Below are 16,524 nucleotides of genomic sequence, written 5' to 3'. Positions count from 1 at the left end.
AGGTTGATGCGCCAAACCAACGGCCCTAGGATGCCGGTATGACTTATGTAGTAACTGAAAATTGTATCAAGTGTAAATACACCGATTGCGTTGAGGTGTGTCCGGTTGATTGTTTCCATGAGGGGCCTAACTTTTTGGCAATTGACCCCGACGAATGCATAGACTGCACCCTTTGCGAGCCAGAATGCCCAGCGGAGGCCATTTACTCAGAAGATGACCTGCCAAAGGAAATGGAGCATTTCCTTGAGCTTAATGCAGAGCTATCGCAGAACTGGCCCGTCATTACTGAGGCCAAAGATCCACCGGCAGACGCAGAAGAGTGGGACGGCAAGCCCGACAAGCTACAGCATCTCGAGCGGTAGCTTATAAGATCGCTAACCCCTTGGATGGTGGGCTTTGTGTAACGCTTGAAGCCGTGCTCGGGCCACGTGGGTGTAAACCTGCGTGGTCGAAATATCACTATGCCCGAGTAACATCTGCACCACGCGGATGTCTGCACCGTGATTCAGTAAGTGGGTAGCAAACGAATGCCGTAGGGTATGCGGCGATAGGGCCTTACGAATACCGGCGCTCAGCGCGTAGTGCTTAATACGATACCAAAAGGCTTGACGTGTCATCCCCGCCCCGCGTGCGGTTAAAAAAACCAACGGGCTGCCTGAGCCCCTAGCCAACTCGGGCCGAACATTCAGCAAATACTGCTCAACCGCCGTCACGGCTTCTTCTCCCAGCGGGACTAATCGCTCCTTACCGCCCTTGCCAATAATTCTTACCACACCCTGTTGTAAGTTCATTTGATCAAGGCGCAGACCAATCAGCTCAGACACGCGTAGCCCGGTCGCATAGAGCACCTCGAGCATGCAGTGATCGCGCTGGCCTATAGACGTAGAGCGATCCGGCGCCCCCAGCAACGCTTCAACTTCAGCTTCGGTGAGTGCATCGGGCAGGGGCCGATCGGCTTTGGGTGGCTCAACCTGCGCTGTGGGGTCGTCGGTGAGCTTTCCGGTGCGTGCAGCATAACGATAAAAGGCGCGTAAGCTTGAGAGCAGGCGAGCGCTAGTGCGGCGGCTTGACCCCTCAGCCACGCGCGCCGCCAAATAGCCCATCACTTCGGCCCGGCTGACTTTAAAAAGATCTGGCGAGTGGCCCGCTGCTTGAAGCCACGCCACAAATCCCTGCAGGTCGCTACGATAGGCAGCTAGCGTATTATCCGCTAGCCCGCGCTCCATCCACACCGCATCCACAAATGCGGTAATGCGATCGGCGGGGTCAGTCACTCTTCTCGCTGCCAGCGCTTACCGCTTTTTCGGCAAAACCCCTGAGCATTTCTAATGGTAGCGGGAAGACGATGGTTGACGCGTTATCCACCGAAATATCGCTCAACGTTTGTAGATACCGCAGCTGAATGGCCTGCGGGTTGGTAGAGAGCACATCAGCTGCCCGAAGGATTTGCTGAGACGCCTCATATTCACCCTGCGCGTGAATAACCTTTGCGCGACGATTACGCTCTGCTTCGGCCTGCCGAGCAATCGCACGAATCATCGACTCATCTAAATCGACATGCTTAATTTCGACGTTCGCCACCTTAATGCCCCACGCATCCGTTTGGGCATCGAGGATGGTTTGAATATCTTCATTAAGCTTATCGCGCTCTGAGAGCATTTCATCAAGATCATGCTTACCGAGCACCGAACGCAAGGTGGTTTGTGCCAACTGGCTTGTTGCCGCAGCAAAATCTTCAACATGAATAACCGCTCGCTCCGGATCGACCACGCGATAATAAAGAACAGCGTTTACCTTGACCGTTACGTTATCTTTGGAGATGACGTCTTGCGAAGGCACATCGAGCGTAATCACCCGCAAATCAATTTTTACCGCCTGCTGAATAACCGGAATAACTAGGCGAAGCCCAGGCCCTTTGACTTTCCAAAACCGCCCCAGCAAAAACACAACACCTCGCTCGTACTCGCGGAAAACTCGAAACGAGGCAATGATAATGCCCAAAATAACGACTGCGACGACAAGAATCGGAATACCCGCCATGTCCATAAAATCTCCTAAAACGCGAAGCGCCCATTATGTGCCTAAAAAGTAGACACACAACAGGCGCATTCGTTTCGCGCAATGGCTGCGCTTAGTGGATTAACGCCAGCCGACGCGATCCATCAGACGAACCGCTGCTGGATTATTTTCACCTAAGCGGCTCACATTCAATGGGTCTGTTTTTAGCTCAACCCAAGGCTGAATGGCTTCCACAGGCTCTACACCCTCAACCACAGGAAATTCATTATTACCCATGCTAAAGAGCCTTTGCGCTTCGTCCGAAGCCAAGAACTCAAGGAATGCCACGGCCGATTCAGGGTTAGGCGCATTAGCCACCATACCCGCGCCAGCTATGTTGCTGTGCGTACCGCGATCTTCCTGATTGGGGAAAATAACCCCCGCTCGCTCAGCAACGGCACGATCCGCGGGATCATCGGATAGTGAAAGACGAACCCAGTAATAGTGGTTACCCACCGCGATACTGCACTCTCCGGCGGCCAGCGCCCGAATCTGATCCGTGTCACCGCCCTGCGGCGAGCGGGCCAGATTATCCATCAGCCCGGCAGACCACGCCTCGGTTTCTTCTTCACCGTAAATATCGATAAATGCGGCAATGAGCGACTGGTTATAGATATTGCTGGAGGAGCGAATACAAATTTCGCCCTCAAACCGATCATCTGCCAATTCTTCATAACGGCTGAGTGGCGGCTCTGAGTAACGCTCAGTATCGTAATACACAACTCTTACACGTTGACTAAAACCAAACCACAGGTTGTCAGGATCCCGAAATGTTTCTGGAAGCCGTGACATCAGCACCTCAGACTCCGCCGGTGCAAACAGGCCTTTGGTTTCGGCACGATGCAAAACACCCGCATCCACCGTGAGCAGGATATCCGCCGGGCTGGCGGCGCCTTCTCTTTCAATCCGCTCAATCAGTTGGTCTGAGTTACCTTGCAGTATGTTTACCTCTATGCCCGTACGCTCAGTAAACATGGAGTAAAGCTGCTCATCTGAATCATAATGCCTAGCGGAATAAATATTCAGCTCAGCACTCATCGCTGCGGCCGAGCTCAGCATCATCGCTGCGCCAACACCCACCACCGACAAACGTTTAACGGGAAACATGTGATCAACTCCTATTTGCGAATAATTCTCATTAGCAAGTCAATGCTAGCGAAAATGAGAATGACTTGCAAACAAGACCCTCAATCACCGACACTAAAGCCATGAGCGCAAACCAAGAATCACTTGTCTCCCGTTTTCCTGCTGGCGGTGTCGCCGCAGTTACTGCGCCCTGCCCTGCTCCCAGTGGCGACGCGCTTAGCCTAGAGCACATCAGCCATTCGTTTGATACGGTCACTGCGGCTCGCGATATTAATTTAAGCGTTGAACCCGAGGAACTGCTTTGCCTATTAGGCCCCTCTGGCTGTGGCAAAACTACGTTATTACGCTTTGCCGCTGGGCTAGAGAGACCACAGCAAGGGCGCGTTAGAATTGGGAGTCAGGTGATGTCTGACTCGCATACCAGCGCTTGGACGCCACCCGAACAGCGGCATGTTGGATTAGTATTTCAAGATGCCGTGCTTTTCCCGCACCTAAGCGTGCTAGAAAATGTGGGCTTTGGTCTTCCTAAGCTCTCGCCCAAAGAACGCGATCAACGCTCGCGCGCGCTTTTAGCGCAGCTTGGCTTAGCACCATTCGCCGAGAGCTATCCGCATGTACTATCAGGCGGCCAGCAACAACGCGTTGCCCTAGCGCGCGCACTGGCCACCTCACCCCGAATTATGCTTTTAGATGAGCCTTTCTCTGGTTTAGATGCCCGCCTGCGCGATCGTATTCGCGACGACACGCTGCATCTACTAAAACGCAATGGCACCGCCACTTTATTAGTCACGCATGATCCCGAAGAAGCCCTTTTTATGGCCGACCGAATCGCAGTTATGCGTGATGGCATGATTGTTCAGCAGGGCAGCCCAACTGATATTTACTGCAACCCACAAGATCCGTTCGTGGTGCGATTTTTTGGCGATGTCAATGAGCTACGTGGCGTTGTGGTGGATGGGCGGGTAGACACCCCGCTTGGCCCGATTGAGGCCAAACATTTACCTGACGGCGCTCCGGTACAGGTGTTGATTCGGCCAGAAGCACTGAGCATTGAAAAACTCGCCGGGCCTAAAGATCACACACGCAGCCATGTTTTAATGTCTCGTCTACTGAGTGGCGCAAGTTTTATTCACCTGTGCGTGCATCAAGGCAACGATGAATATCATATGCATGCCCACATGCCTGGTGTTTTTTTACCGGATCGCAACGACCCCATTGCCATTCATCTTGACCCTAGCCAAGCGTTTATCTTTCCGCTTTAACTGCTCTCCGCATGACCGGGGCGAGAGCGCCGCATGGCTCGGCTGAGTAAGATAACCGGCAATATCCCGACTAACACAATTGCCAGCGAGGCGGTTGAGGCCTGACTCAAGCGCTCATCAGATGCCAGCTCGTATGAGCGAACCGCCAATGTTGTGAAATCAAACGGCCGCAGAATAATCGTGGCGGGCAACTCTTTCATCACGTCCACAAAAACTAAAATACCCGCTGCCAGCAGGCTACCGCGCATAATGGGCGCATGTACACGCCGAAGCGTGCCACCCGGGGTGCGGCCAAGCGTGCGCGATGCCGCATCCATGCTCGGCGTAACCTTCGTTAAACTGGCTTGAACGGCGTTGTAAGAAACCGCCAAAAAGCGCACCAGATAAGCGTACACGAGGGCGATGCCGGTACCCGTCAGCACAAGACCAACGGTCCAGCCAAACTGCCCTTCAAGCAATCCATAAATACGCTGATCGAGCCACGCCAGCGGAATTAGAATACCCACCGCGATGACCGCACCGGGAATGGCATAACCCATCGAGGCAACTCGCACGGCAGCCGTTGTCATTGGCGAAGGGGCCATTCGCACCCCATAAGACAACAACACTGCCAGCCCCACCGCGCCCAAGGCGGCTGCCACCGCTAAACTAACGCTATTAAAAATATACGGTAAAAACGACCAGCCAAATCGCGCATCACCATAGGTTAATGCCATTTCCAGCAGCAATATCGCTGGCACCACAAAGCCCAGCAACACAGGAAGACTACAGGCAACAAAAGCACCCCAGCGCTTGGCGGTACTTAGCTCATAGCGCGGCAATTCTCGATAACGGCTGGAGGTATGAAAAAACTGAGCACGCCCGCGCGAAATTCGCTCAAGGAGCAATAACGCCATAACGAACAGCAACAGCACGCCCGCCAGCTGCGCTGCGGCGGCTTGCTCACCTAAACCAAACCAGGTGCGGTAGATGCCCGTTGTAAAGGTATCCACCGAAAAAAACTGCACGGCGCCAAATTCGTTCAGCGTTTCCATTAACGCCAGCGCGGCGCCACCAACAATAGCCGGCCGCGCCAATGGCACGGCAACCGTAGAGAATAACTTCCAAGGCGCCCTACCCAGCGTACGCCCCACTTCAAGCACACAGACCGACTGTTCAAGAAAAGCCGCACGCGTTAGCAAATAAACATAGGGATAGAGCACCAGCGATAACAACGTAATGGCACCACCTAACGAGCGGACTTGCGGAAACCAGTAATCTCCTGCGCCCCAACCAAAAAGGTCACGCAAAAATGTTTGTAGCGGGCCGGCAAACTGCAGAAAGTCGGTATAGGCATAGGCAATAACATAAGTAGGAACGGCCAGCGGCAATAGCAACGCCCACTCAAAGATCTTTTGACCGGGAAAACGACACATCACAACCAGCCACGCGGTACCCACCCCAATAATCAGCACCCCAACACCGACACCCACCACAAGCCCCAGCGTATTCAATAAATAACGAGGCAAAACGGTGGAGGCTAAGTGAGACCAAATTTCTGGAGAGGGTGAGAAAACCTGCACAAGGATGGTCAACACCGGCATCGCAACAAATAGGGCAACGACCACCGTCATGATCGGCCAGAAACCCGAACGCCTAAATCCAAGCAGCAAGCGCGCCAGCGGGGGCAAAGTATGCGCAGTGGTGCTCAAGGCAAATTTCTCCAGCAGCAAAAGTGTGATTGTGTACCGGTATGGTACAGATTATACCGTTTATCTGTCTTCTTTGGGTTATCATGTGCGCATGCAATACGAGCGCAAAAACATTCAGCAAATGGCAGGCTACGTGCCAGGTGAACAGCCGACTGATGCGCACACCATCAAGCTCAACACCAATGAAAATCCTTACCCCCCACCAGCGGCCGTAATGGCTGCATTAGGAGAGGTCCAACCAGAGGATCTGCGGCGCTACCCCTCCCCTGCTGCCGCCGGTTTTCGTGATGCGGCGGCTCGCTGCCATGGCGTTTCATCTGAACAAATCGTAACCACGAATGGCGGTGATGAACTCATTCGCCTTGCGCTGACCACGTTTGTTGAACCCGGCCAGCCCGTGGGCATTGCTGACCCCAGTTATTCACTGTACCTTACCGCCGCCGCTATTCATGGCAGCCCCGTTGTCAAAGCCAAGTTAACCGATCACTGGCAATTACCGACTGATTTTGCTCAGCAGATGAATGCAGCGGGTGTGGCACTCACTTTAGTGGTTAACCCCCATGCGCCTAGCGGTCAGCTGCTGAAAAAAGACACTATCGCGGCGTTAGCCGATGCGCTAGATGGCGTGCTGATGGTTGACGAGGCGTACGTCGATTTTGCTGACCCAAGCCACAATCTCGTGCCGCTTATTAAACAGCACAACAACTTGCTGATTTTAAGAACATTGTCGAAGGGATATTCGTTAGCAGGGTTGCGCCTGGGCTATGGCATTGGCCCAACCAACCTCATCACCCCTATCGCAACAAAAACGCGCGACAGCTTTAGTGTCGATGCAATTGCTGATCGAGTGGGTGCCACCGCTCTAGCACACCGAGAGAGCTTTTCAGCGGGATGGGCGATGGTTCGAGAAAATCGCGAAAAGCTTGTTGGCGAATTACGCAAACGCGGATTTACGGTACCGGATAGTCAAACCAACTTCTGTCTGGCGAGGGTACCGAATCAGGCCACCCAAAGCGCTCATACCCTGTATTTAGCGCTTAAAGAGGCAGGCATCTTAGTGCGCTATTTCGACACGCCTGCGCTTAACAATTGCCTGCGCATTACAATTGGAACGGCGGAACAGAACGCTCGTCTGCTTGCTGCGATAGACGCCGCCAGTCACGAATAAAAATCGTGCCCAAAAAAACACCGCGGGCGGCATTAAAAACAATAAAAGACAGCCACAACCCATGATTGCCTAGCGGTTGGGTGACCCACCACAACGGCAAATACACAACCACAACTGATAAGAGCATCGTATTGCGCATCTCGCGCGTGCGGGTGGCACCAATAAAAATGCCATCAAGCAAATAGGCTATTGCCGCAACAATCGGCATTACCACCATCCACGCTAAATACAGCCTAGCCTGCTCACGCACCGCCGGCAGATCGGTGAGTATGGCAATCAACCCCTCACCGAATAACCAAAACCCGGCACTCAAAGTTAAAGCGGTGACTAACGACCACTCAAATCCAGCCCGTATGACTCGGCGATAGTTCAGCGAATCAGCCGCGCCCACTGCCCTACCCACTAAAGACTCAATGGCATGCGCAAATCCGTCTAACCCATACGAGGCAAGCAATACAAACTGCAGTAAAACCGCATTACCCGCCAAGGTAATATCGCCTAAACGTGCGCCCTGCGAGTGAAAAAACGCAAAGGCAAAAAGCAGACACAGCGTACGAATAAAGAGCGCGCTGTTCACGGATAATAGTCGTCGATAACCAACGGCGTCTCTCAGCACACCGGGTATTTTTACCCAGCCGGCCTGACGCCACACCCCAAGGGCTAGTGACAAACCCAGCGCGGTGGTTAGATATTCTGCGATTACGCTAGCCGCGGCCACGCCGGCGGTCGCCATTCCCAGCATGAGCACAAAAACCAAATCAAGCACGATATTGATCAGGTTATTGACGACCATTAACAGCAAGGTCACCCGACTCACGCCTCGGCCTAAAAACCAGCCAATCAGCACATAATTTGCCAGTACAGCCGGTGCACTCAAAATACGAACACGCGCGTAAATATCCGCCTGCTCAGTTACCGCTTCGCTACCGCTTAAAAGCGCCAACCCCAGCGGAATGATCACCGGATGCAGCACCACCAGAACCAGCCCAATCCCCACCGCTAGCAGCAAGCTCTGCAGAAACAAACGTAATACCGCTTGCTCATCAGCCCGGCCATGCGCTTGGGCGGTTAGGCCTGTTGTGCCCATGCGTAAAAAGCCAAAGCCCCAAAACAGGAAACTAAATAAAACCGCCCCTAAGGTTACGCCGCCCAAATAACGCGGATCTGGCAAATGCCCCATCACGGCGGTATCGACTAATCCCAATAGCGGCACGGTGATATTGGAGAGAATCAGCGGCCAGGCAAGGTGGGCCACCTGCCGACGCGGGTTGCTGCTATAATCTGCCGCCATGAAAACGATTACCCCTTATCAATACCGTCAAGCCCTGTTGCTTCTAGCTGCTGCTCATATCAGCATTATTGCGGCCAGCAACTATTTGGTTCAGCTCCCTATCAACCTTTTGGGTGTACACACCACCTGGGGCGCGTTTTCCTTCCCCTTTATCTTTCTTGCGACTGATCTAACCGTACGTACCTTCGGTAAAGTAGCGGCTCGGCGCATTATTTTCCTATCAATGGGCCCAGCGCTCATTATTTCGTATTTGCTAGGCGTACTGTTTCAGCAAGGCAGTTTTCAGGGTGCCCAAGCATTACTTGAACTCAACGCATTTGTTGGCCGTATCGCTATGGCCAGCTTTATGGCTTATGCCCTAGGCCAGTTGCTCGACATTCACATCTTTGAGCGGCTACGCCAGTCTGCGCGATGGTGGATTGCGCCTGCGGTATCAACCATTTTTGGCAATCTTGCCGACACAATTGCCTTTTTTGGGCTTGCCTTCTACCAAAGCCCCGATCCATTTATGGCCGCTAATTGGCCTGAAATTGCCGCGGTGGATTATGCCTCCAAATTGATTATTTCGCTGCTGCTCTTCCTACCCGCTTACGGGCTTTTGCTGGGCTGGCTGCAGCGTAATATTCTTGGCGCCGATGGCAGAGTAAAACTCGCCTCTGCCTAGTCGTTAATCGCCGGGCGGGCGGGGTACCAGACTAACGGCTGCCCCTGCGGCCGTTTATCAATTTCAAAACCGTGGCGGGAATACCACGCCAGCAGGGCGTCTTGATCTAAACCCTCGGCATTATCGACTGTGGCTTGGCCCAGCAAGGTCACGCCATACTTGTCGCAAACCGCTTTTAACCACTCCAATAACTCGCTAGCCTGGCCCTGACCGCGCGCATTCGGGTCTGTTTCTATGCGGCACAACACCAAATAGGCCGATTCCGCTTCTAGCACTGCGCGGGTTGAACCAAACCAGCGATAACGCAGTGTGGCATCCGCCGGCTCGCTTTCATCAGCGCGAGTTGCCGCCAGCCAAGCTTGGATTGCCTCATGCACATTATTCATACTCATAACCATTCTCTACCATCCATGTAAGGTTGCAGTGCTTGAGGAATTGCGATGCGGCCATCCGCCTGCTGCCCGTTCTCCAGCACAGCCACCAAGCAGCGTCCCACCGCTAAGGCCGAGCCGTTTAAGGTATGCAGCGGCTCAGGCTTGCCAGTTTCCGGATTACGCCATCTGGCCTGCATTCGCCGCGCCTGAAACCCTTCGGTATTACTACACGAAGAAATCTCTCGATAAGCGTCCTGCCCCGGCAACCACACTTCGATGTCATACGTTTTAGCGGCGGCAAACCCCATGTCGCCTCCGCACAAGGTAACCACCCGATAGGGCAGCTCAAGCTGTTGTAAAACAAATTCTGCATGGCCTGTCATTCGCTCTAATGCGGCATAGGAATCATCCGGCCGTGTGAGCTGCACCAGCTCCACTTTGTCGAATTGATGCTGACGAATCATGCCCCGCGTATCGCGACCATAAGACCCGGCTTCAGAACGAAAGCACGGCGAATGGCTCACATAGCCCAGCGGCAGCTGGTCTGCTTCAAGAATCTCGCCCGCCGCCAAATTAGTTAACGGCACCTCAGCGGTAGGAATTAAATGCAGCGGATGATCATGATTTTCGATCTTAAACAAATCATCGGCAAACTTTGGCAATTGCCCGGTGCCATAAAGCGCCTCTGGCTTGACCAGATAAGGGACATACACTTCATGATAGCCATGCTTTTGGGTATGGATATCTAACATGAACTGCGCGAGTGCCCGGTGCAGCCGCGCAATACCCTGCCGCATCACCACAAATCTGGCACCTGATAGCTTTGCTCCGCTGGCAAAGTCTAGGCCACCATTAATATCGCCTAAATCAACATGATCACGCGGCTTAAAGTCGAACTCCGGGGGCGTACTCCAGCGGCGCACCTCCACGTTGTCTGCCTCTGTTGCGCCCATTGGCACAGATTCATGCGGCAGATTGGGCAATTGCTCCAGCAGTGCGGTTAGTGATTGCTGAGTAGCAGCTAACTTTTCTTCAGCCTCTTTGAGCTGCTGGCCCACCTGAGCCATTTCATCAAGCAGCGGCTGCACCGACTCCCCTGCCTTTTTGGCCTGACCAATGGCTTTAGAATGTGAATTTCGCGCATGCTGCAACGCTTCAGTCTGCGATTGCAGCTCTCGCCGTTGCGCCTCAAGCGTGCCAAACGCCTCCACATCAAATACATACCCTCGTCGTGCCAGCGCGTCTCGCACGGCCTCTGGATCCTGACGAAGAAGTTTCTGATCAAGCATTGAGCCACCTTTGATTAATCTGCATTACGATCCCTCAATCACATCAACGCCATCTGGCACAACAAATTCAAAACGACGATCAGGAATCGATGGGTTAACAATCACCTCTTCAAACTCAACCGTTACGGTTTGATCCATGCCATCGGCAATCTCCATTCGCTGGGGAATACCTTGGCTAAATTGCAGGCGAATTTCTTGAAACGCCCAGGCTGGATCGGTTGGTTTGAGTAAAACATCATCATTATCACCGATTTGAATCTCAAAGCTGGCGCTTAGCGAGTCGATATCGCCACTGAGCAGTTGCGCCGCACCCACCCCAAGGGCCTCACCAAGCGGGCGCACCACCACCTGATCAAGGTCTACATCGTAAACCCACAACTGCTGACCATCAGCCACAATTTGTTGCTCGTACGGTAACGAATAATCCCAAACAAATCGCTCGGGGCGTGCGATAAAAAACTCGCCCTCGGCCGTCTCTACCACGGCCCCCGTCGAATCGCTGGTTTCTTGAATGAACTGCCCCGACAGCGTGTTGACCTCAGAGAAATAGCGCTCAAGCTCCTCCAGCGCATCCGCCTGTGCACCAGTGGCAAACAACACCCATACGGCCATTAAAATAGAAAGGCAAAACCGATATGACATAGCGGATTAATCCCGAGGTGGCGGCGGCGCAAGCACCTCACGCGTTCCGTTAGACTGCAATGCCCCGACCACACCTGCCGCTTCCATATCTTCGATGAGCCGCGCAGCCCGGTTATAGCCAATTCGCAAACGCCGCTGAACGCCTGAGATAGACGCTTTGCGGGTTTCCGTCACGATCTGTACTGCCTCATCGTACAGCGGATCTGATTCTCCGCTGGTATCCCCCTTTTCGCCGGGCAATAAGCTTAAATTAGCAGGGTCACTGCCCGATGGGCCTTCAAGCACCCCTTCCACATATTCAGGCGTACCGCTGCGTTTAAGATGCTCCGCTACCCGATGCACTTCTGCATCGGACACAAACGCGCCATGCACGCGCTCTGGCAAACCACGCCCACCCGGCCCCATGTACAGCATATCGCCATGGCCTAGTAGTGACTCTGCCCCCATTTGGTCGAGAATGGTGCGTGAATCTACCCGTGAAGACACCTGAAAGGCCATTCGAGTGGGAATGTTGGCTTTAATCAGACCGGTAATCACATCAACCGACGGCCGCTGAGTGGCCAAAATCAAATGGATACCTGATGCCCGGGCCTTTTGCGCCAATCTGGCAATTAACTCCTCAACTTTTTTGCCCACCATCATCATCATGTCGGCAAACTCATCAATCACCACAACCACATACGGCAACGGCTCAAGCGCTGGCACCTCATCAACTAATTGCGGATTAACGCTAGGGTCTAAGATTGGCTCTCCCTGCTCTGCCGCATCACGAATACGCCGATTAGCGCCTGCGATATTTCGCACACCTAACGATGCCATCACGCGATAACGCCGCTCCATTTCGGCCACACACCAGCGCAGCGCATTAGACGCCTCTTTCATGTCAGTTACCACAGGGGCCAGCAAATGCGGAATACCGTCGTACACCGACAGCTCCAGCATTTTTGGATCGATCATGATTAACCGCACTTGCTCTGGCGTATTTTTGTAAAGCAGGCTCAAAATCATGGCGTTAATGCCCACTGACTTACCCGAGCCCGTTGTGCCGGCCACTAATAGATGCGGCATTTTGGCTAAATCGACCACCTGGGTGTAACCGCCAATATCCTTACCAATCGCTAAGGTCAGCGGCGAAGACGCCTTTTCAAACGCTTCTGCCCGAATAATTTCAGATAGCGCAATCACCTGTCGGTGTTCATTTGGAATTTCTAATCCAACAACTGACTTACCCGGTATTACCTCAACCACACGCACGGCAGTTACCGACAAAGCCCGTGCCAAGTCTTTAGACAAATTCGTAATTTGGCTGACCTTAATGCCCGCTGCTGGCTTAAGCTCAAAGCGTGTAATAACCGGGCCGGGCTGCACAGCCACCACTTCAACTTCAATGCCAAAGTCGCGCAGCTTATGCTCAACCAGCCGCGACATCGCTTCTAGCGCATCATCGCTATAACCGGGCTTTTCTATTGGAGGCGGGTCGAGTAGACCCACCGGCGGATGCTCACCGGGCAATGGCGGCTCATCGTCAAACAATTTAATTTGTTGCTCTTCACGTGCACGCGGGCCCGGCTTAGCCTCGGCGGCCGGTGCCTTAATTGCTGGCACTTTGCGCTTACGTGCGCGTTTCTTTTCTTCCTTACGGGCTACTTCTCTGGCGCGCTGCGCCTTGCGGCCCTCCATAAAATCTTGAATCCAACCCCGCACCAGCAAAATGTACTGACCTTGAGATAATGCAAAACGGCCAAGTGTGTCCATCAATGCAATCCAAGATAACCCCGTGAATAGGGTAACCCCTGCCAAAAACACCGCCAGTGCAAGCATGGTAGCCCCGGCAAAGCTAAAGGCTTGCTCTACTTGGCTGCCAACCAAATTTCCAAGCACCCCACCTGAGCTTAACGGCACAGTGCCTGCCACCGGCTCAATATGCAGCCAAGCGAGCGCCGCTCCTGAAAGCAGCGTGAGGAAAAAGCCCGCCACACGAACTCCAATAATGCCCCAATGCACCCGGCCATCACGACGCTGCCAGCGATAAATCAAGGTGGCCAGCAAACCGAGTAGAATGGGAAATAGGTAGGCAAGGTAGCCAAATAGAAACAGACTAAGGTCGGCCCAATAAGCCCCGACAATGCCACCAGCATTACTGGGCTGATCAACCGGGCGCGCATGACTCCAACCCGGATCAGCCGGGTCGTAAGTAAAAAGGGACAGCAGCAAATAGCCCGCCACGGCCATAAGCAGTAGCAGTGCTGCCTCGCGCATCATGCGCCCCATCTGCTGGGTGACTGGCGCCGCTAATTGGCGCGTTGTCGCTTTGCCTGCCACGCCTTGTTGTTTACCCTAAACGAATTCATTACGTAGATTGTACCGCAGGTCGCTAAACAACACATGAAGCTAAGTGCAGCCCACCAAATCACCGCTGTTAATCCCGATCAGTGGAATCAGTTGCAAGGCGCAGATAATCCATTTCTGCGCTATGAATTTTTGCACGCCCTTGAGCGGCATGAGGCGGTAGCCCCAGAAACCGGCTGGCTGCCGCAGCACCTCTTGTTATGGGAAGACGACCAACTCATTGCCGCGGCACCCGCTTATTTAAAACAGCATTCTTGGGGTGAATTTGTTTTTGATTTTGCTTGGGCACAAGCCTACGAGCGACATGGACTCGATTACTATCCGAAATTGGTGATCGGCGTACCATTTAGCCCCGTTAACGGGCCACGAATGCTGCTACATCCCGACAAACCTGCGGGTGAACTCCGGAATGCCCTGGCAACAGGGGCAATGCGTTTAACCGAACAACTTGGCTTAAGCTCCGCGCACTGGCTTTTTCATTCGCCCGCTGATCAAAAAGCCCTGCTGCGCAACGACTACCTACACCGAACGGGGTGCCAGTTTCACTGGCATAACCCCGGTTATACCGACTTTGACGCCTTTCTGGGCGGCATGAGCGCAAAAAAACGCAAAAATATACGCCGCGAGCGCCGCTTAGTGGCATCGGCTGGAATCATATTAGAGGTGATTCACGGGCATGAAACGGATGGGGCTTTGTGGAGTGCGATGCATCGATTTTATTCCAACACCTTTGAGGCACACGGTAATTTGCCGTTGATCAGCCGTGAATGTTTTATGGAAATGGCTCAAGCCCTCGGCGATCAGATGATTTTATTCGTTGCCAAGCGCGCAGAAACGCCGGTTGCCGGCGCTATTTGCTTTCGCGATGCCAATACGCTTTACGGACGCTACTGGGGTGCGGATGAAGAAATCGATGGCCTGCATTTTGAGACCTGCTACTACCAAGGCATCGAGTACTGCATTCAACACGGTTTAACCCGCTTTGAACCCGGTGCGCAGGGTGAACATAAAATTGCGCGGGGCTTTCTGCCCACCCTGACCCATTCAGCGCATTACTTGGTTGATCCACAATTCAGACAAGCCGTGGATCATTTTTTAGATCGAGAACGCCCTGCCGTTGCGGGATATGCCGAAGCGCTGCGCGCTGAAGCACCCTTTCGCATCGAGGTTCTGGAAACGCTACCGTGACGTCTCATCCGATACTACCGGTGCCTTGGCTTGCCGCGGATGATGAAACTACTCCCCTTCCTCATCCGGCCACCGCCTTAACCGACCCCAACGGATTGCTGGCGATTGGCGCTACGCTCTCGCCACGCCGATTAGAGGCTGCTTATCGCGCCGGCATCTTCCCTTGGTTTTCTGAACATGAACCCATTCTGTGGTGGAGCCCTGATCCGCGGGCTGTTCTGGTGCCAACGCAATTCAAGGCAAGCCGACGGTTTCGCCAAACACTGCGAAAACACGATTATTCAATTACCCTAGACACCGCTTTTTCTGCGGTGATGCACGCCTGTGCTGCTCCACGAACAGGGCAACCCGGCACATGGATTACCGAAGAAATGCAAGCCGCGTACGATCAGCTGCATACGTTGGGCTTGGCTCATTCCATCGAGGTCTGGAAGAACCGACAGCTCATTGGCGGGCTTTACGGCGTATCTCTGGGTGGCGCGTTTTTTGGGGAATCGATGTTTAGCCGTCAACCCAATGCCAGTAAAATCGCCATGGCGTGGTTATGCGGGCAACTTGCCGCTTGGGATTTTGCGTTTCTTGACTGCCAGATGCCAACGCCACACTTGCTCAGCTTAGGCGCCAAGTGCCTGCCTCGCGCACAATTTCTTGACTGGCTAGCCAAAAGCCAGCGTCAGCCAGATCATATTGGACGTTGGCAACTCAGCATTACGGCAAGCGGTTATGAGTGATAACGAACCCCTCAAACGTATCGCCTTATTTTCGACCGGGCTTGGGCCTTGCCCTTATTTTGAGGATAGGCCCGCGCGGTTTGCTCATATTGACCCTCATTACCCGCTAACAGGGCCCATCTATGATGAGTTATTACAGCAGGGCTTCCGGCGCGGCGGAGAGCATATCTATCGCCCCGCCTGCCCTGGCTGTCAGGCCTGTGAGAGTTTGCGCATACCGGTGGCTGAATTTACGGCCCGCCGCCGTCATCGTCGCTGCTTACAGCGCAACAAAGACCTGCAATGGAGTTCGGCAGGGCTAAGCTTTCGTCAGGATCACTACGCGTTATACAAACGCTATGTGGAGGCAAGGCATCCCACAGGGGGTATGGCAGATGCCGAGCCAGATGAATATTGGCGCTTTTTTACCGCAGAATGGTGTCCAACGGAATTTTTTGAAATGCGCTTAAACAATCAGCTCCTTGGCGTTGCTATTGTTGATGACACGGGTATCTCATTATCGGCGGTTTATACGTTTTTTGACCCTGACCTGTCGTCACGCAGCCTCGGCACGTTTGCTATCCTCAAACAGATAGAAACGGCTATTCAACGCGGCTATGAATGGCTTTATTTGGGCTACAACATTGCGGGATGTGCACAAATGGATTACAAAACCGGTTTTTGCCCGCACGAAAGGTTAACAGCGCAAGGCTGGGTTCGTGTAGAATCCGGCGGTTAACGTTATTTTGAGA

Annotated in this window: 16 protein-coding genes; 7 read left to right on the top strand and 9 right to left on the bottom strand. The window is 53.4% G+C overall.

Annotated elements, in window-relative coordinates; all coding sequences use genetic code 11:
- Positions 1 to 38: 38 nt before the first annotated feature.
- Positions 39 to 362, top strand: a complete 324-nt coding sequence (gene fdxA / locus GH984_RS09245; protein WP_153719909.1) for a ferredoxin FdxA — start codon at positions 39 to 41, stop codon at positions 360 to 362.
- Positions 363 to 374: 12 nt separating this feature from the next.
- On the opposite strand, the gene xerD is transcribed toward fdxA, so the two are convergent.
- From xerD to GH984_RS09230, 3 genes are all read right to left on the bottom strand, one after another.
- On the bottom strand, positions 375 to 1,226 hold the full coding sequence (xerD, locus tag GH984_RS09240; protein WP_153719959.1) for a site-specific tyrosine recombinase XerD: 852 nt from the start codon (positions 1,224 to 1,226) through the stop codon (positions 375 to 377).
- A 40-nt stretch (positions 1,227 to 1,266) separates the two neighbouring features.
- The gene (locus GH984_RS09235; protein WP_153719908.1) at positions 1,267 to 2,040 is read right to left on the bottom strand and encodes a slipin family protein; all 774 of its coding nucleotides are present in this window, start codon (positions 2,038 to 2,040) and stop codon (positions 1,267 to 1,269) included.
- A 99-nt stretch (positions 2,041 to 2,139) separates the two neighbouring features.
- Positions 2,140 to 3,165: a Fe(3+) ABC transporter substrate-binding protein gene (locus tag GH984_RS09230; protein WP_153719907.1), complete on the bottom strand. Its 1,026-nt coding sequence runs from the start codon at positions 3,163 to 3,165 to the stop codon at positions 2,140 to 2,142.
- A 101-nt stretch (positions 3,166 to 3,266) separates the two neighbouring features.
- Here GH984_RS09230 and GH984_RS09225 point away from each other — a divergent pair, with 101 nt between their 5' ends.
- Complete coding sequence (locus tag GH984_RS09225) at positions 3,267 to 4,406, top strand: ABC transporter ATP-binding protein (protein ID WP_153719906.1); 1,140 nt, start codon at positions 3,267 to 3,269, stop codon at positions 4,404 to 4,406.
- Here the strand turns inward: GH984_RS09225 and GH984_RS09220 are convergent.
- On the bottom strand, positions 4,403 to 6,097 hold the full coding sequence (locus GH984_RS09220; protein ID WP_216643645.1) for an ABC transporter permease: 1,695 nt from the start codon (positions 6,095 to 6,097) through the stop codon (positions 4,403 to 4,405). The genes GH984_RS09225 and GH984_RS09220 overlap by 4 nt on opposite strands.
- Between GH984_RS09220 and hisC the strand changes: the two genes are divergently transcribed.
- A complete protein-coding gene (hisC, locus tag GH984_RS09215; protein ID WP_369692032.1) occupies positions 6,090 to 7,265 on the top strand; it encodes a histidinol-phosphate transaminase in 1,176 nt (391 codons plus the stop codon). The two genes, GH984_RS09220 and hisC, sit on opposite strands and share 8 nt — an antisense overlap.
- Here hisC and GH984_RS09210 read toward each other — a convergent pair.
- Complete coding sequence (locus GH984_RS09210) at positions 7,198 to 8,556, bottom strand: MATE family efflux transporter (RefSeq protein ID WP_153719904.1); 1,359 nt, start codon at positions 8,554 to 8,556, stop codon at positions 7,198 to 7,200. The two genes, hisC and GH984_RS09210, sit on opposite strands and share 68 nt — an antisense overlap.
- On the opposite strand from GH984_RS09210, the gene GH984_RS09205 reads away from it, so the two are divergent.
- Positions 8,555 to 9,220 carry a 7-cyano-7-deazaguanine/7-aminomethyl-7-deazaguanine transporter gene (locus GH984_RS09205; protein ID WP_153719903.1) on the top strand — a complete coding sequence of 222 codons (666 nt, stop codon included), beginning with the start codon at positions 8,555 to 8,557 and terminating at the stop codon, positions 9,218 to 9,220. The genes GH984_RS09210 and GH984_RS09205 overlap by 2 nt on opposite strands.
- Here the strand turns inward: GH984_RS09205 and GH984_RS09200 are convergent.
- From GH984_RS09200 to GH984_RS09185, 4 genes are read right to left on the bottom strand one after another with little or no spacing between them, the layout of a single operon-like run.
- On the bottom strand, positions 9,217 to 9,612 hold the full coding sequence (locus GH984_RS09200; protein WP_253939191.1) for a GNAT family N-acetyltransferase: 396 nt from the start codon (positions 9,610 to 9,612) through the stop codon (positions 9,217 to 9,219). The two genes, GH984_RS09205 and GH984_RS09200, sit on opposite strands and share 4 nt — an antisense overlap.
- Positions 9,609 to 10,883: a serine--tRNA ligase gene (gene serS / locus GH984_RS09195; RefSeq protein WP_153719901.1), complete on the bottom strand. Its 1,275-nt coding sequence runs from the start codon at positions 10,881 to 10,883 to the stop codon at positions 9,609 to 9,611. The genes GH984_RS09200 and serS overlap by 4 nt, the downstream gene beginning before the upstream one ends.
- Positions 10,884 to 10,907: 24 nt before the next feature.
- Positions 10,908 to 11,525 carry an outer membrane lipoprotein periplasmic chaperone LolA gene (gene lolA, locus GH984_RS09190; RefSeq protein ID WP_153719900.1) on the bottom strand — a complete coding sequence of 206 codons (618 nt, stop codon included), beginning with the start codon at positions 11,523 to 11,525 and terminating at the stop codon, positions 10,908 to 10,910.
- A gap of 6 nt (positions 11,526 to 11,531) precedes the next feature.
- A complete protein-coding gene (locus tag GH984_RS09185; protein ID WP_153719957.1) occupies positions 11,532 to 13,796 on the bottom strand; it encodes a DNA translocase FtsK in 2,265 nt (754 codons plus the stop codon).
- A gap of 114 nt (positions 13,797 to 13,910) precedes the next feature.
- Between GH984_RS09185 and GH984_RS09180 the strand changes: the two genes are divergently transcribed.
- Genes GH984_RS09180 through GH984_RS09170 form a run of 3 tightly spaced genes read left to right on the top strand, consistent with a single transcriptional unit; the run spans position 13,911 to position 16,511 of the window.
- The gene (locus tag GH984_RS09180) at positions 13,911 to 15,062 is read left to right on the top strand and encodes a GNAT family N-acetyltransferase (protein WP_153719899.1); all 1,152 of its coding nucleotides are present in this window, start codon (positions 13,911 to 13,913) and stop codon (positions 15,060 to 15,062) included.
- A complete protein-coding gene (gene aat / locus GH984_RS09175; protein WP_369692031.1) occupies positions 15,059 to 15,793 on the top strand; it encodes a leucyl/phenylalanyl-tRNA--protein transferase in 735 nt (244 codons plus the stop codon). Before GH984_RS09180 ends, aat begins: the two co-directional genes overlap by 4 nt.
- Positions 15,786 to 16,511 carry an arginyltransferase gene (locus tag GH984_RS09170; protein WP_153719898.1) on the top strand — a complete coding sequence of 242 codons (726 nt, stop codon included), beginning with the start codon at positions 15,786 to 15,788 and terminating at the stop codon, positions 16,509 to 16,511. Before aat ends, GH984_RS09170 begins: the two co-directional genes overlap by 8 nt.
- The last annotated feature ends 13 nt before the right edge of the window (positions 16,512 to 16,524 follow it).

Source organism: Spiribacter salilacus (assembly GCF_009649225.1).
GTDB lineage: Bacteria > Pseudomonadota > Gammaproteobacteria > Nitrococcales > Nitrococcaceae > Spiribacter > Spiribacter salilacus.
Note: the sequence above shows the minus strand (reverse complement) of the source record. Positions and strands in the feature narration are given on the sequence as shown.

Coding starts and splice junctions, on each gene's coding strand:
- fdxA (WP_153719909.1), top strand. CDS start 39: ATGACTTATGTAGTAACTGAAAATTGTATCAAGTGTAAATACACCGAT.
- xerD (WP_153719959.1), bottom strand. CDS start 1,226: ATGGAGCGCGGGCTAGCGGATAATACGCTAGCTGCCTATCGTAGCGAC.
- GH984_RS09235 (WP_153719908.1), bottom strand. CDS start 2,040: ATGGCGGGTATTCCGATTCTTGTCGTCGCAGTCGTTATTTTGGGCATT.
- GH984_RS09230 (WP_153719907.1), bottom strand. CDS start 3,165: ATGTTTCCCGTTAAACGTTTGTCGGTGGTGGGTGTTGGCGCAGCGATG.
- GH984_RS09225 (WP_153719906.1), top strand. CDS start 3,267: ATGAGCGCAAACCAAGAATCACTTGTCTCCCGTTTTCCTGCTGGCGGT.
- GH984_RS09205 (WP_153719903.1), top strand. CDS start 8,555: ATGAAAACGATTACCCCTTATCAATACCGTCAAGCCCTGTTGCTTCTA.
- GH984_RS09210 (WP_153719904.1), bottom strand. CDS start 8,556: ATGGCGGCAGATTATAGCAGCAACCCGCGTCGGCAGGTGGCCCACCTT.
- GH984_RS09200 (WP_253939191.1), bottom strand. CDS start 9,612: ATGAGTATGAATAATGTGCATGAGGCAATCCAAGCTTGGCTGGCGGCA.
- serS (WP_153719901.1), bottom strand. CDS start 10,883: ATGCTTGATCAGAAACTTCTTCGTCAGGATCCAGAGGCCGTGCGAGAC.
- lolA (WP_153719900.1), bottom strand. CDS start 11,525: ATGTCATATCGGTTTTGCCTTTCTATTTTAATGGCCGTATGGGTGTTG.
- GH984_RS09185 (WP_153719957.1), bottom strand. CDS start 13,796: ATGGGGCGCATGATGCGCGAGGCAGCACTGCTACTGCTTATGGCCGTG.
- GH984_RS09180 (WP_153719899.1), top strand. CDS start 13,911: ATGAAGCTAAGTGCAGCCCACCAAATCACCGCTGTTAATCCCGATCAG.
- GH984_RS09170 (WP_153719898.1), top strand. CDS start 15,786: ATGAGTGATAACGAACCCCTCAAACGTATCGCCTTATTTTCGACCGGG.